This is a genomic window from Paenibacillus maysiensis, from assembly GCF_000520815.1.
GTDB lineage: Bacteria > Bacillota > Bacilli > Paenibacillales > Paenibacillaceae > Paenibacillus > Paenibacillus maysiensis.
Window position 1 is genome coordinate 17,079 of sequence record NZ_ASRY01000075.1, and the last position, 14,146, is coordinate 31,224.

The window sequence follows — 14,146 nt, forward strand, 5'->3', positions numbered from 1 at the left end:
TTACACCTCCATAACAAGCAGCTCAGGGTTAGCGAGCAGCTGTTTGATATAGTTCATGAAGTTCTGAGCAGTTGCACCGTCAATAATACGATGGTCAAAGCTCAGAGAAAGAGCCATAACTGGAGCGGCAACAATTTCACCGTTTTTCACAACTGCTTTTTCACTGATACGACCCGTTCCCAAAATCGCAACTTCAGGGAAGTTGATAATTGGAGTAAAGAACATACCGCCTGCAGAACCGATGTTAGTGATGGAAATTGTGCCTCCTCTCATTTCGTTTGCAGCCAATTTTCCATCACGACCGCGTACAGCCAGATCACGAATGGAATCAGCGATCATCCAGATACTCTTACGATCAGCATCTTTGATAACCGGAACGATCAAGCCGTTGTCTGTATCTGTAGCGATACCGATATTGTAGTATTTTTTGTAGACGATTTCGTTTGCTTCTTCGTCGATCGAGGCATTTAGAGCCGGGAATTGACGGGAAGCGGCAACCAAAGCTTTTACGATGAATGGCAGGTATGTTACTTTTGTGCCTTTCTTCTCAGCAATAGGTTTCATACGAGTACGGAAAGCAACCAGCTCGGTTACATCCACTTCGTCCATAATCGTAACGTGCGGAGCCGTGTAAGCCGATTTAACCATGGCATTGGAAATAGCTTTGCGGATACCTTTAAATGGTACGCGCTCTTCCTCAGCATGTGGGTCTGCTGCTGGTGCGGATGGCGCTGCAGCTTTCACTTCTTTTTTAGCTGGTTCTTGTGCTTTTGTTGTTTCTTTCGCTACTGGTGCAGCCGCTTGGCCTCCAGTATTTTTGAAAGCTTCTACATCCTCTTTAGTGATTTTACCATTTTTGCCGGAGCCACTCACTTGAGCGATGTTTACATCTTGCTCACGTGCAAATTTGCGTACGCTAGGAGTAGCCAGCACGTCTTTGTTTGTTGCAGCTGGTTTTGTGTTAGCTCCGCCTTGTGCAGCATCCTGTTCTTGTTTAGCAGCAGCCGGTGCTTCTTCTTGTTCAGGAAGCTCACCCTCTGCAGCAATTACTGCCACAACTTGACCTACCTTAAAGATGTCTCCGTCTTTGGCAAATACTTCTTGAACCGTACCATTGACCGGACATGGAACTTCAACTACAGCCTTGTCGTTTTGTACTTCCATGATGATATCTTCATCTGTTACTTTATCGCCGGGCTTGATGTGCATCTTGATGATTTCGCCTTCGTGAAGACCTTCGCCCAGCTCTGGGAATTTATATTCAAATGTAGCTGTACCTGCAGCTCCGCTTTGTGCAGCAGCACTTGGCTCAGAGCTAGCAGCTGGAGCCTCCGGCGCTTCTTCTTGTTCAGGAAGTTCACCTTCTGCATCGATTACAGCTACGACTTGACCTACGTTAAAGATGTCTCCGTCTTTGGCAAATACTTCTTGAACCGTACCATTGACTGGACATGGAACTTCAACTACAGCCTTGTCGTTTTGTACTTCCATGATGATATCTTCATCTGTTACTTTGTCGCCGGGCTTGATATGCACCTTGATGATTTCGCCTTCGTGAAGACCTTCACCCAGCTCCGGGAATTTATATTCAAATTTTGCCACGTTTAAAACCTCCCAAATTTACGGTGTGCTTTAATTAAAATTCCAATACTTTATTAACCGCATCAATAATACGTGTTGGCGTTGGCAACCAAGTATCTTCAATTTGAGCAAAAGGATAAACGGTATCTGGACCTGCCACACGCAGAACTGGTGCTTCCAAATGCAGAATTGCTTTTTCGTTAATTTGTGCAATCACTTCAGCAGCTACGCCAGAGCTCTTTTGCGCTTCCTGAACAACGATGGCACGATTTGTTTTTTGAATGGAAGCCACGATTGTATCAATGTCAATTGGGCTAATCGTACGCAAATCAATGATTTCCACTTTGATACCTTTTGTTTTTTCCAGCTCATCAGCAGCTTTAATCGAAGTGTGTACCATCATACCGTAAGTAATGATTGTAACATCGGAGCCTTCACGAACTACGTTCGCTTTACCCAATTCAACTGTGTAATCATCCTCAGGAACTTCAGCGCGGAATGCATGGTACAGGTTCAAATGCTCCATGAAAAATACTGGATCGTTATCGCGAATAGCCGCAATCATCAGACCTTTTGCATCGTAAGGATTGGAAGGAACAACAACCTTGATACCAGGTGTTTGAGCCAAAAGTCCTTCCAGGGAATCTGTATGCAGCTCAGCCGCTTTAACCCCGCCGCCAAAAGGCGTACGGAATACAATTGGAGAATTGTAGCGTCCACCGGAACGGTAGCGCATACGGGATGCTTGAATTGCCATTTGGTCGAGTGCTTCAAAAATAAAGCCTACGAATTGGATTTCAGCTACAGGGCGGAAACCTTGGATACCCAGACCCACAGCAAGACCCCCGATTGCGGATTCCGCCAACGGAGTATCAAATACACGTTCTTCACCAAACTCTTTTTGCAGACCTTCTGTTGCGCGGAATACACCACCTACATGACCTACGTCTTCACCAAAAAGCAGGACGTTAGGGTCGCGTTTCAACTCTACGCGCAGTGCGTCACGAATCGCTTCTTTCATGTTCATTTGTGCCATTTGCTTCATTTCCTCCTTAAACATTGACAGATCAGTTTCAGTTCAGGTTCAATTGAAAAACAGACCGGATCGGGATGCCGCCCGGTCTCTCTGATTTATTTCAAGCTCAATTATTTAAAATCAGCTTTTTGTTCTTCCAGATGCTTAGGCGTAGATTCGAACATGCTGTCGATCAGGCCGGAAATGGTCATTTTTTCTGTTTTCTCGGCTTTTTTGATCTCTTCGTTCACTTTCGCTTTAGCTTCTTCTTTTACGCGAGCTGTATCTTCTTCAGTCCAAAGACCTTTCTTCTCAAGATATTTCGCAAAACGGGCAATCGGATCTTTTGCATTCCATTCGCCTTCTTCTTCTTTCGAACGATACTTACTTGCATCGTCAGACAGGGAATGTGGACGGAAACGGTAAGTTACAGCTTCGATCAATGTTGCGCCTTCGCCGTTACGTCCGCGTTCAGCAGCATCTTGAACAGCCTTGATAACTGCGAGCACGTCCATTCCGTCGATTTTCACGCCTTTGATACCGGCAGCAACCGCTTTGTGAGCGATAGAAAGAGCAGCCGTTTGCTTCGCAAATGGAGTTGTGATTGCGTAGCCATTGTTTTGTACAAAGAAAATAACTGGCAGCTTGTAAACACCAGCATAGTTCAGGCCTTCGTAGAAGTCACCTTCTGAAGAACCGCCGTCACCTGTATATGTAATGGCGACTTGTTTTTGTTTTTTCAGTTTGTATCCCATTGCAATACCCATAGCGTGCAAAATTTGCGCGCCGATGATGATTTGCGGCATCAATACATTAACACCGTCCGGCACTTGGCCGCCATGTTGATGACCACGGGAATACAGGAATGCTTGATATAATGGCAGGCCATGCCATACGATTTGCGGAATATCGCGGTAGCCTGGGGCAATAAAGTCTTCTTTTTGGAGTGCATATTCACTACCAATCATTGTTGCTTCTTGTCCGGATACCGGAGCGTAGAAGCCGAGACGTCCTTGACGACCCAAGTTAACGGCACGATCATCCCAAGTACGTGTAAATACCATGCGATACATAATTTCTTTCAACTGATCATCTGTAAGTTTAGGCAATTTATCTTTATTGATAATTTCACCATCCGGAGAAAGCACGGACAGAGCCTTAACTTCCTCTGTGTACACTTCATAAGGAACCTTGCTCATTTTCTTCACCTCAACAAAAAAATTTGAATATCAAGTTCCGCTGTTATAGGATTATTATACACCTGTTATATTGCTTGCGTCAAAGATTTAGTTATTTTTTTTGAGTTTGCCACATTTTTGTGTGTGTAACAGGGAACAATTTTTACTATAACAGCTTAGTACATGATTGAAATTTTAAACATCTATTGCAATCAGGGTAATCTTAACTTATTGTGATCCTGAATGCAAAATTTTACCCCAGAAAGGTGACAAATAATGACGGATTCCCGGTATTTGAAACGAACTATCCTAAAAGACGAAATAGACAGCCGTTTTCTTGGCGAGACCAGAACACTCCGTATTTATTTGCCGCCCGGCTATAATGAAATTTTGAGCTACCCGGTCGTGTATTGTCAGGACGGGGAGGAATTTTTCAATTTTGGCCGTATTGCAACACAGGCAAATCGTCTCATTCTGGACGAAGGCGTTGAGCCTTTCATCATCGTCGGCGTCGAAGTCAACACGAAAGTCAGAACTCAGGAGTATGCTCCCTTTGGCAATCGCTTTGAAGCGTACACCGCCTGTTTTGCAGAAGAGATTATTCCCTATGTGGAACAGAAATATCCTATAAGAAGAGATGCATCGTCCCGGATTCTGGCTGGAGATTCACTGGGAGGCAGTGTGTCTCTGCATTTGGCCTTGCTATATCCCCAATTGTTCAATCGTATTATCAGCCTGTCCGGTGCTTACTATGAAGCTTCACAAGAAATTATCGCTCGTGAAAGTGATCTGTCCCATCTGCGGGTGTGGATGACGGTTGGTCTTCAGGAAGATGCGTTTGAGAGCGACACCGGCATTTACAATTTTGTAGAGCTTAACCGCCAATGCGCAGATTTGCTACGCGAACGGAACGCCGAGGTTTCTTATCGAGAAAAGGACGGCAAGCATTTGTGGGGCTTCTGGCAAAATGAGCTGCCTGACGCGCTGATGTATTTTTTAGATCGTGCCTGAGTGAAGCTTTTCCAAAGCTACAGAGACTACCGGGGATTGGGCATTTGTCGACCAGAGTGGGTCGTTATGCTCTTTCCTCTTTTTTTGTATATTGGATACGCTTTCAAAACTGGATAACGAAAAACGGCATTTTTTGCCGTCTTCTGTCGTTCACATTATAGCTTTTCTTCTATGATTTTGTCCAGCAAGGCATTGCATCCCGCGTCCATTAATCGGTATGTCTCTTCAAAATTCCCGGTGAAATACGGGTCCGGCACCTCTCTCAGCTTTTCTTGTGGCAGCAGGTCCATGAATTTTAATATGTCAGCCTCTGCTCCGCCCGCGATTTTGCGTATGTTTCGCTCATTGGAGTCATCCATGCACACGATATAATCAAACGCTTCAAAATCATGACCTTTCATTTGCCGCGCCTCTAGGCCATGTTCACTAATTCCGTGCAGCTTGAGCTGGTTTAACGTTCCCTCATGCGGGGGATTCCCAATATGCCAGTCTCCTGTTCCTGCCGAGTCTACCCGAATTTTTGTACCCAGTCCCCGTTCCTGCGCTTTATGTCTCAGTACCGCCTCCCCCATCGGCGAACGGCAAATATTACCCAAACACACAAACAAAACGTTAATCATTTGTCTCTCCTTCCTAATGCGCGTTACAATTCCTTTTTTCTGTTCCATTGTAGCTATGCCCTCCAAAATTGTGCAAGCCATATTTAACGCGTTATACTTAAAAGCTGATGAGCTATGTAGATGTATGACAGACAGAAAGGATGTTGAATATGACAAAGAAGCGCGCGATTGTATTTTCCGGCGGCCGTCTTGGCGAGGAAGATCTACAACAAATACAACCCGGCGATTTTATTATTGGTGCAGATAAAGGTGCCCTTTTCCTGATTGAACACGGCATTACGCCACACGTATCTGTAGGAGACTTTGATTCAGTAACACCTGAGGAAAAGTCACGGGTTGAATCCGCAAGTAAACGTATGCTTTCGTGCGATCCGGTGCTCAAGGACCTGACAGATACAGAGCTCGCTCTGGAAATTGCCATGGATGAGCAGGCAGAGCATGTGCTTATGCTTGGCGTCACGGGGACACGGATGGATCATACGTTGGCTAATGTTCAAATATTGGTACGTGCGATGCAACATCATATAAGCTGTGCCATTATGGACGCCCATAACTATATTGAACTCACTGGATCCACGCTGGAGATTGAGCCTATGGGTTATACATATACATCTCTCATTCCTATGACTGCCGAAGTAACCGGTATAGAGCTGGATGGATTTATGTATCCACTGCACAATGCCACACTTAAAATGGGACAATCACGCGGTGTCAGCAACCAGCTGATCGCTCCAAAAGGGACGATTTCCATCGAAAGTGGACTGCTGCTTGTGATCCAAAGCAAAGATTGATTATGACATTGTTGTAACCTTTGTAAAAGGATTTTTTCTGCTTAAAACCCTTGCTAATCAAGAGTTTTATCATTTATCCCGATTTGTGAAATTCGATATTTTTTACAAATTGTAATTTTTAATCGTTTTTTAATAATTGGCGTGTAAGCCTTGTCTCTCAAGCATTTGAGAGTGTTTTTCCAACTATTAGGCGGCTTCAAAGCTGTTATACTCAACGCTGTCAGTTAGTTAGCAGCTCAGCAAAATATTATACAAATCAATTTCTGGAGGTACTTACAACATGAACATGCATAAAATCATAAAAAAGGCAATTATCACAGGAATGGCAGCCTCTATCGGCTTTGGAACGTTTGCATTAGAGGGAACAAATACGGCTCAAGCTGCCACCGCTACTTCTGCAGGTCAAAAAGTAATTAACTACGGTGAAAAATATCTGGGGACTCCCTATAAATTTGGTGCTTCCACAAGCACAACACGCAATTTCGATTGCTCTTCCTTCATGAAGCACATATTTGAGAAATACGGCGTCGACTTGCCTCGTACCTCTGTTGCACAATCCAAAGTAGGACATGCCGTATCCAAGTCCAATCTGAAAAAGGGCGACCTCGTGTTCTTTTCGAGCGGTAGCCGCGCCACAGGTCGCAACATTACACATGTAGCGGTCTATGTAGGCGGAGGTAAAATTTTACACACATACGGCAGACCTGGGGTTACTTTCTCTGATTTGAACTCCGCCAACTGGAAAAGAACATATATCAAAGCACGCCGCGTGCTGTAGCATTCATTTGATTTAGCCTTTTCAAGCCGGGACTCTGGGTCTCGGCTTTTTTTATATTTCCCCATACTTTACTACTCTACTTCAGGGGGTGTTCTGAGTGAATAGCCGATGCCTCGTTCCGTGCGAATCATTTTGAATCTTTGTCCTTTGTCTACCTTGACTCTCAAATGCCTGATATACACGTCTACTACGTTCGTATCAACAATATAATCATGCTTCCAGACATCCTTCAAAATTTGCTGCCTGCTGCAAACCTGATTTAGATGAATAGCCAGATGAAACAAAAGATCAAATTCTTTCGGAGTTAATTCCAGCTTCTGTCCGCCTCTGCTTACCAGTCTACTTCCACTATCAATATGTAAATCACCCGCCTGTATCGGCCTTTTCACATCACGTGCAGTACCAAAAATCCGCAATAAATTAGCCACTCTGGCTTGAAACACTTTAGGGGAAAAGGGTTGGACAATCACATCGTGTGCTCCCTGCTCAAAACAGGAAACAATATGGTTCTCATCGTCTGATGAGGTCATTACGAACATGGGAACAGTGGGATCATTTTGCTGCATGATGCGGATCAAGCCTTGTGTATCGGCCTGCTCATTCTCCATATTGAGCAGCAGCAAATTCACAGAATTTTCGTCTAAATAGGACTCTCCCTCCGCTACATTGCGGGCGTAAACAACCTGATAGCCTTCCTGCTTCAACTGATGCATGTACGTAGTAGCAGATGCTTCATTCCCATTCACGAGTAAAATTAACGGGTTCATTCTTCTCACCCACCTGTGTTTGGACATAGGACTGCGAAATGGATACAGACGTAATTGATACAAACTTATTTAAGCATTATTTATTATATTGTAACAAAAAAGCAGAGAAATCATTCCCCGGGGGAAGACTTCCTGCTTTTACGGTTTAGCCTAAATAGCGGTGATAGATTTTCCTTGCTTCTGTTACGTCCTTCGTTCCGTGTATCAAGGCTCTTCCATCTGCAAAAATAACTAAACGGTGCGCTCCCTGACTGAAAGAAACCAGAAACGGATTCTGCTCCACTCTTCCCTCTCCCAAAGAAGCCAGTCTGTCTGCTGTTTCTTGAAGATTCACCTGTATCGGCTTTGCGGGTCTAATTTGAACGGTATCCCGGCCACACAGTACATCTGTTTTCTGGCGATGGGCTACCGACAAATAAGGGTAGGTCGGATGAGTGCCACAAGAAGGACAATCCGCTTTTTTGACACTGTCTACTGTTATCGCTACATACTCATTTTGCCACAGATCAAACGAAAGCAGCTTCCCCCTAAGATCCTCCGGGTATCCACCAAGTAGCTTGAAGGCTTCCGTGGTCTGGTTGGCCGTGACCATCTGCACCGCCTGTGGTATAATTCCTGCGGTATCACAGGTTTCTCCGCCGAACGGTACAGCTCCAAGCAGACAATGAAGACAAGGCGTTTTCCTTGGTAAAATGGTATAGGTTACACCATAGCTGCCAACACATCCCCCATAAATCCAAGGAATGCGATGCTTTTGTGCCATATCGTTCATAAGTAGCCGGGTATCAAAGTTGTCGGTGGCATCCATAATGAGGTCCACTCCCTGAATCAGCTCTTCCAATTCCTCTACCCCAACATCCAGTACATGTGCATGTATGATCGTTTCCGAATTGATTTCCTTTAGTCTTCGCTGGGCAGCTACTGCTTTGGGGCACCTCTCTGCGGCGTCACTCTCCTGAAAAAGCTGCTGGCGCTGCAAGTTACTCCATTCCACATAATCTCTGTCTGCGATGGTCACAGTGCCTACGCCTCCACGAACGAGCGTTTCCGCAATCCCGGTACCCAGCGCTCCAGTACCTATGATCAGTACGTGGGATAAAGCCAGACGACGTTGTCCTTCCGGCCCGAAAGGGGCGAATCTTTCCTGTCTGGAATAACGATCATTTGGTTGTACTTGCACACCAGTTTTTTCAGTCGCCTTCATGCCTGAACCAAGCCTTCTGTCGGGCTGCTTGCCGAGGCATAACGTTTTACAGGAATCATGCCCGCCTCAAAACCGTATCTGCCCGCGCGAACAGCCAGCTTCATCGCCTCAGCCATTTTCACAGGGTCCTGAGCTCCTGATACAGCTGTATTCAACAGCACGGCATCTGCCCCCAGTTGCATCGCCATTGCCGCATCTCCAGGTGAGCGAATACCCGCATCGACGATAACTGGAACCTCCGCTTGTTCAATAATTAGCTCCAATGAGAACGGGTTTAGCAAGCCGCGTCCGGTACCAATGGGTGAAGCTCCAGGCATAACGGCATGTACACCAAGCTTTTGCAGCCTTTTGGCAAGAATCACATCATCCGATATGTAAGGCAGCACGATAAAGCCTTCCTCCAGCAGTTTTTCACTGGCCTTGAGCGTTTCAAAAGGATCAGGCAGCAAGGTCTTGCTATCCCCAATGACCTCCACCTTAATCATATCGCACAGACCTGAGGCTCTCGCCAGCTTAGCGATACGCACTGCCTCATCCGCTGTCGTCGCTCCAGCCGTATTAGGCAGCAACGTATAACGACTCAAATCCAGCGTATCCAGAAAATGTTGCTTATCCCGTTCCTCCAAATTTAATCTCCGCACGGCAAACGTCAATATTTCGGTCTCCGCAGCTTCCACAGCTTTGGATTGAATATCCAGATCAGGGAATTTTCCTGTACCCAATAGCAGCCTTGACGTAAAAGATGCTTTTCCAATCGTTAACATAATTAACCGCCTCCCACAAAATGTACAATTTCCAAGCTATCTCCATCCTTCAGTACCGCTTCATCATGATCTTCACGAGTCAATATGTGACGATTCAGCTCCACCACTACAGTTTTTACTTTCAAATCCAGCTCTTTCAGCAGTTGATCCACATGAATGATCCGATTGGAAAAGGTCATGTTCTGACCGTTAATCGTCAGCTTCATTTGCTCGCCTCCTTTATACGTTCAGGAGAAAAGCTGCTTATTCCAAGCTCAGCCACACCAGCCCCTTTTAACAGCGCTGCTATCGCACGCCCGGTAGCTTCGCTCAGCAGCACACCGTTCCGGTAGTGCCCGACCGCGGCATATACTCCTTCTACGCCGGGAACAGGCCCAATACAAGGACGCCCCGCTACTGCCTGCGGACGCAAGCCCGCCCAAGTGCGTATAAAAGAAGCTTCACGGACGCGAGGCAGCCAGGCAGAAGCACGGACCAGCAGCCCCTCCAGGCTTCCAATGGTGACCTCTTTGTCGTACTGATGTGGCAGACTCGTCGCCCCAATCCAAAGCTCGTTCTTCCGCTTGGGCACCAGGTAAATATCATCGGCGTAAATGGTATATTCCAATGGATGATCCTTCAAGGAGACTGCAACAGCCTCACCTTTGACCGGATTAAGCGGATATTCAAAACCAACCTGCTCCAGCAGTCTCATACTATCCAAGCCTCCAGCAATAATGACCTGTTCGCAGGAAAAAAAACCACTGTCTGTTTGTACGCCACAAACTCGCCCATTCTGTACTACGAGTTGCTCCGCCTGTGTACCAGAGCATATTGTTGCTCCCAGTACGACAGCTGCCCCCGTATAAGCACGACAAAGCTGGGCAGGAGAAATCTGTGTCTCCTTTGATCGGTATATAGCCCCGATCACTTGACCATCCAAACATGGAATTCGGCGGGCCAATTCTCTGGCATCCCACCACACAGGATGATCACCCTCTCGCGCAATAGCCGCATTCCAGCGTTTTTGCCCCTCTGCTTCCGAACGGAAGGGAGTCACGAATCCTTCTGTTCGGAATTCCACCGCAACACCGGACAAACGCTCCAGGTCACGAACCAGCTCGGGAAATGCATCCCGGCTTGTGCGAGCGAACTGTGCCAACTCCGGGTCGGTGAATTCTTCACTCTCTGCTGCCAGCATCCCAACCGCAGCCCCTGAGGCTCCCTCGCCCGGAATGAATCGTTCCACCAATATCGTACTGCGACCCTCCTTGGCCATATGATAAGCAATGGAGCTACCGATGACACCTCCACCAATCACCAAGCATTCAGCGTGTCCAATAGCTTGTGCCTCTGTTTTTATCTCTGGCATATGTTCCATCTCTCCTCTCCACTAACGATTCTGCTTGCAGCGATCTCCTACTTTCGTTTCACCACTACAGGCTGTGAACTACCCGATCCGCCATTCGCCTGTACGCCATCGCAGCCGCAACGGGGGACTCAGCCTCCCAGATGCCGGACATCACCGCAATTCCGCTTGCACCCGCAGTATACAGCTCGGGAATATGGCGTGGTTGTATGCCGCCTAGAGCAATCACAGGGATGTTCAACAACCTGCATATGCGCTCAAGCTGTACTATACCTCGCGGAGTGACCCCCGGCTTGCAGTGAGTCTCATACACATGACCATAGAGTACATAATCCGCTCCTGCCCGTTCGGCAGCCTGTGCCTCCTCCAAAGAATGCACCGACACCCCGCAGCGCGTACCCTCTGGAAGTATACTTTTGACATCCCCAACAGGTAATCCGTTAGCCGGTAGCTGGATAGCTCCAACGGAGGTAAGCAAAGCAACATCCACCCGGTCATTTACTGCAATTTGCTGTAAAGGAACTCCCAGATTTGCCATACTGCGGGTCAATGCAAGGAGTTCAAATGCGCCCTTCTGCTTCAAGCGCACGTGTACATAATGAACATACGGATGAATAGCAGCAGCCAATTGGGCAGTATGTGCATGTGCATCGGAATCGCCTTCCATCGTAATTACGTGCAATTCGATCTCATTCTCACCTCACAATAGACTAAATGGTTGTAAGCTGACCCTGTATCTTTACAGTCTCATATCGTGCTATACGGCATGGACTAGCCACGTTTACCAGCAAAAAAATGAAGGGGTACGGGATATGAATACGAACATATGAACACGAACGAAAACGCAAAAAAACCACTTCCCAAAGGAAGTGGTTTAACGTACGTCCAATAACCGAACGGACCATTATATCCGTATACGTATATCGTCCCACGTACAAACAAAGTAATGAATTCGTAACCTCGTTTGTACGGCGCGCACTTCCCTACGCTGGCATAACCCAGATCAGGTGCAAAGGGTCCGAAATCCGTTTATTCCGTCTCAGCCGCATGGGCGGCTCCCCTAGTGTAACTATTTTATTGTATCAGCTAAAGATAGCTTAGCATATTTTCCTATTCCTGCAAACCCCGCTTCTTGTGAAGCTTGGTACAGAACTGGATATTTAGTTGACTTTACTTGACCATTCTTCCACATTCCACGTTTTGGTTACCCAATCCTCGTAAAAGTCCGGTTCGTGAGATACGAGCAATACCGTTCCTTTGTATTCCTTCAAGGCACGTTTCAGCTCATCCTTCGCTTTGATATCCAAGTGGTTGGTAGGCTCATCGAACAGCACCCAGTTGCTTTCCCGCATTAGCAGTTTGCATAGGCGGACTTTGGCCTGCTCACCACCACTGAGCGCGGATAGTGGACGGGTGATATGCTCATTTTTCAATCCGCAACGCGCCAAATGCGCTCTTACTTCATGCTGGTTCAAGTGTGGGAATTCATTCCACACATCCTCAATCGGTGTAACTTTCTCTGCGCGTACCTCTTGCTCAAAATAAGCTGGCTGCAAGAAATCCCCTTGATAGGTCTTGCCGCTGATCGGCGGAATTTTTCCCAGAATGGTTTTGAGCAATGTCGATTTACCGACACCATTGTAGCCCACAATCGCAATTTTATCGCCACGTTCAATCGTCATGGACATTTTAGGCAACAGGGCATGGGTGTAGCCAATTTCAAAATCAATACCCTCAAATACCGTTTTCCCACTCGCACGTGCTTCTTTAAATTGGAATGTTGGTTTAGCCGCTTCTTCCGGTTTATCAATGCGCTCGATTCGATCAAGCTGCTTCTCACGGCTCTTCGCCCGACCTGACGTAGAGGCGCGCGCCTTATTACGTTGAATGAAATCTTCCTGTTTCTTAATAAAATCCTGCTGCTTCTCATAAGCTTCAATATGCTGACTTTTGTTCAGGTCCGCCATTTCAAGGAACTTTTCATAGTTGGCTGAATAACGGGTCATTTTGGCAAATTCAAGATGATAGATGACATTCACGACCTGATTCATAAACTCAGTATCATGAGAAATAAGAATAAACGCATATGGATAATCCTTCAAATAGCGTGTAAGCCAATCAATATGCTCTACATCCAAATAGTTGGTAGGCTCATCCAGCAGCAGCACATTCGGCTTTTCCAGCAGCAGCTTGGCAAGAAGCACCTTGGTCCGTTGTCCACCGCTAAGTGCGGATACATCCCGATCCAGTCCTATCGCGGAAAGGCCCAATCCATTCGCCATTTCTTCAACCTTCACATCGATGAGGTAAAAATCCCCCATATCCAGTTGTTCCTGAATTTCACCCATCTCTTCCAGCAGCACTTCCAGTTCTTCGGGAGAAGCTTCACCCATCTTGTCAGTGATCTGCATCATTTCCTTTTCCAATTCCAACAACGGAAGAAAGGCGTCCTTCAGTACATCACGCACTGTTTTGCCAGGTGTCAGCTTGGTGTGCTGATCCAGATAGCCATAACGTACACGTGGAGTCCATTCCACTTTGCCTTCATCCTTAAGCAACTTCCCGGTCAGGATGTTCATCAGTGTCGATTTACCCACACCGTTGGCTCCGACCAAACCTACATGTTCCCCTCCGAGCAATCGAAAGGATACATTTTTAAACAATGCGCGGTCCCCAAAGTTATGGGATACATTTTCTACAGTCAATAAACTCATAAGCTGTTTTTGGCTCCTTATTGTCATCGGCGATGCCGACTGTTCTTATTTCATATGCATTTCTTTCAAAGCCTTATTGTAGCACATTCAGCAGCCTTATCGGAATATTGAAATTGGGTGAATTTGAAGGATTTTGATATTGTCTGCTTATAAAAAAAGAAAAATCACTCGTAGGAGTGATTTATTTAGAGATTGTTTAAAGATTTATTTATAATCATTATAACATTTATATTCAAAATACCCTGCGGCCGCCGCAGATTTTTCATCCGTAAAACGCTCTGTCGCTTTAAATGGAGCTGGACAAGAATTTCTGTAAAAATATTTCATTCCGGTATCCGGCTCTACGCCGCCGATAATGGCTTTTTTTCTCCCCAC

The 14,146-nt window shown here is 46.2% G+C and carries 14 protein-coding genes and 1 riboswitch; of the genes, 3 read left to right on the top strand and 11 right to left on the bottom strand.

The annotated features are described in order from the left end of the window. The 3 genes from L696_RS0104995 to pdhA all read right to left on the bottom strand — a co-directional run bounded on the left by L696_RS0104995 (position 1) and on the right by pdhA (position 3,795). Complete coding sequence (locus L696_RS0104995) at positions 1-1,602, bottom strand: 2-oxo acid dehydrogenase subunit E2 (RefSeq protein ID WP_025682663.1); 1,602 nt, start codon at positions 1,600-1,602, stop codon at positions 1-3. Between the two features lie 34 nt (positions 1,603-1,636). Then, the gene (locus L696_RS0105000) at positions 1,637-2,617 is read right to left on the bottom strand and encodes an alpha-ketoacid dehydrogenase subunit beta (protein ID WP_025682664.1); all 981 of its coding nucleotides are present in this window, start codon (positions 2,615-2,617) and stop codon (positions 1,637-1,639) included. Positions 2,618-2,727: 110 nt separating this feature from the next. Beyond that, positions 2,728-3,795: a pyruvate dehydrogenase (acetyl-transferring) E1 component subunit alpha gene (pdhA, locus tag L696_RS0105005; protein WP_025682665.1), complete on the bottom strand. Its 1,068-nt coding sequence runs from the start codon at positions 3,793-3,795 to the stop codon at positions 2,728-2,730. A 255-nt stretch (positions 3,796-4,050) separates the two neighbouring features. Between pdhA and L696_RS0105010 the strand changes: the two genes are divergently transcribed. Continuing rightward, positions 4,051-4,785 carry an alpha/beta hydrolase gene (locus tag L696_RS0105010; protein WP_025682666.1) on the top strand — a complete coding sequence of 245 codons (735 nt, stop codon included), beginning with the start codon at positions 4,051-4,053 and terminating at the stop codon, positions 4,783-4,785. Positions 4,786-4,940: 155 nt separating this feature from the next. Here the strand turns inward: L696_RS0105010 and L696_RS0105015 are convergent, their stop codons facing one another. Beyond that, positions 4,941-5,405, bottom strand: a complete 465-nt coding sequence (locus L696_RS0105015) for a low molecular weight protein-tyrosine-phosphatase (protein WP_025682667.1) — start codon at positions 5,403-5,405, stop codon at positions 4,941-4,943. A 149-nt stretch (positions 5,406-5,554) separates the two neighbouring features. Between L696_RS0105015 and L696_RS0105020 the strand changes: the two genes are divergently transcribed. Together L696_RS0105020 and L696_RS0105025 are read left to right on the top strand one after the other, a co-directional pair. After that, positions 5,555-6,196: a thiamine diphosphokinase gene (locus L696_RS0105020; RefSeq protein ID WP_025682668.1), complete on the top strand. Its 642-nt coding sequence runs from the start codon at positions 5,555-5,557 to the stop codon at positions 6,194-6,196. 280 nt (positions 6,197-6,476) lie between these two features. After that, positions 6,477-6,974 carry a C40 family peptidase gene (locus L696_RS0105025; protein ID WP_025682669.1) on the top strand — a complete coding sequence of 166 codons (498 nt, stop codon included), beginning with the start codon at positions 6,477-6,479 and terminating at the stop codon, positions 6,972-6,974. A gap of 71 nt (positions 6,975-7,045) precedes the next feature. Here L696_RS0105025 and L696_RS0105030 read toward each other — a convergent pair whose 3' ends face one another. From L696_RS0105030 to L696_RS0105060, 7 genes are all read right to left on the bottom strand, one after another. Next, positions 7,046-7,741, bottom strand: a complete 696-nt coding sequence (locus tag L696_RS0105030; RefSeq protein ID WP_025682670.1) for a response regulator transcription factor — start codon at positions 7,739-7,741, stop codon at positions 7,046-7,048. 145 nt (positions 7,742-7,886) lie between these two features. Continuing rightward, entirely contained in the window at positions 7,887-8,945 is a 1,059-nt protein-coding gene (locus tag L696_RS0105035; protein ID WP_025682671.1) for a ThiF family adenylyltransferase, read from the bottom strand. Next, positions 8,942-9,709: a thiazole synthase gene (locus L696_RS0105040; protein WP_025682672.1), complete on the bottom strand. Its 768-nt coding sequence runs from the start codon at positions 9,707-9,709 to the stop codon at positions 8,942-8,944. Before L696_RS0105040 ends, L696_RS0105035 begins: the two co-directional genes overlap by 4 nt. A 2-nt stretch (positions 9,710-9,711) precedes the next feature. Beyond that, on the bottom strand, positions 9,712-9,915 hold the full coding sequence (gene thiS, locus L696_RS0105045; RefSeq protein ID WP_014281483.1) for a sulfur carrier protein ThiS: 204 nt from the start codon (positions 9,913-9,915) through the stop codon (positions 9,712-9,714). Then, on the bottom strand, positions 9,912-11,060 hold the full coding sequence (gene thiO, locus L696_RS0105050) for a glycine oxidase ThiO (protein WP_025682673.1): 1,149 nt from the start codon (positions 11,058-11,060) through the stop codon (positions 9,912-9,914). The genes thiS and thiO overlap by 4 nt, the downstream gene beginning before the upstream one ends. 64 nt (positions 11,061-11,124) lie before the next feature. Beyond that, positions 11,125-11,739 carry a thiamine phosphate synthase gene (locus L696_RS0105055; protein WP_280740118.1) on the bottom strand — a complete coding sequence of 205 codons (615 nt, stop codon included), beginning with the start codon at positions 11,737-11,739 and terminating at the stop codon, positions 11,125-11,127. A 281-nt stretch (positions 11,740-12,020) separates the two neighbouring features. Continuing rightward, positions 12,021-12,129: riboswitch (TPP riboswitch) on the bottom strand. An 88-nt stretch (positions 12,130-12,217) separates the two neighbouring features. Further along, positions 12,218-13,771 carry an ABC-F family ATP-binding cassette domain-containing protein gene (locus tag L696_RS0105060; RefSeq protein ID WP_025682675.1) on the bottom strand — a complete coding sequence of 518 codons (1,554 nt, stop codon included), beginning with the start codon at positions 13,769-13,771 and terminating at the stop codon, positions 12,218-12,220. Between the last annotated feature and the right edge of the window lie 375 nt (positions 13,772-14,146).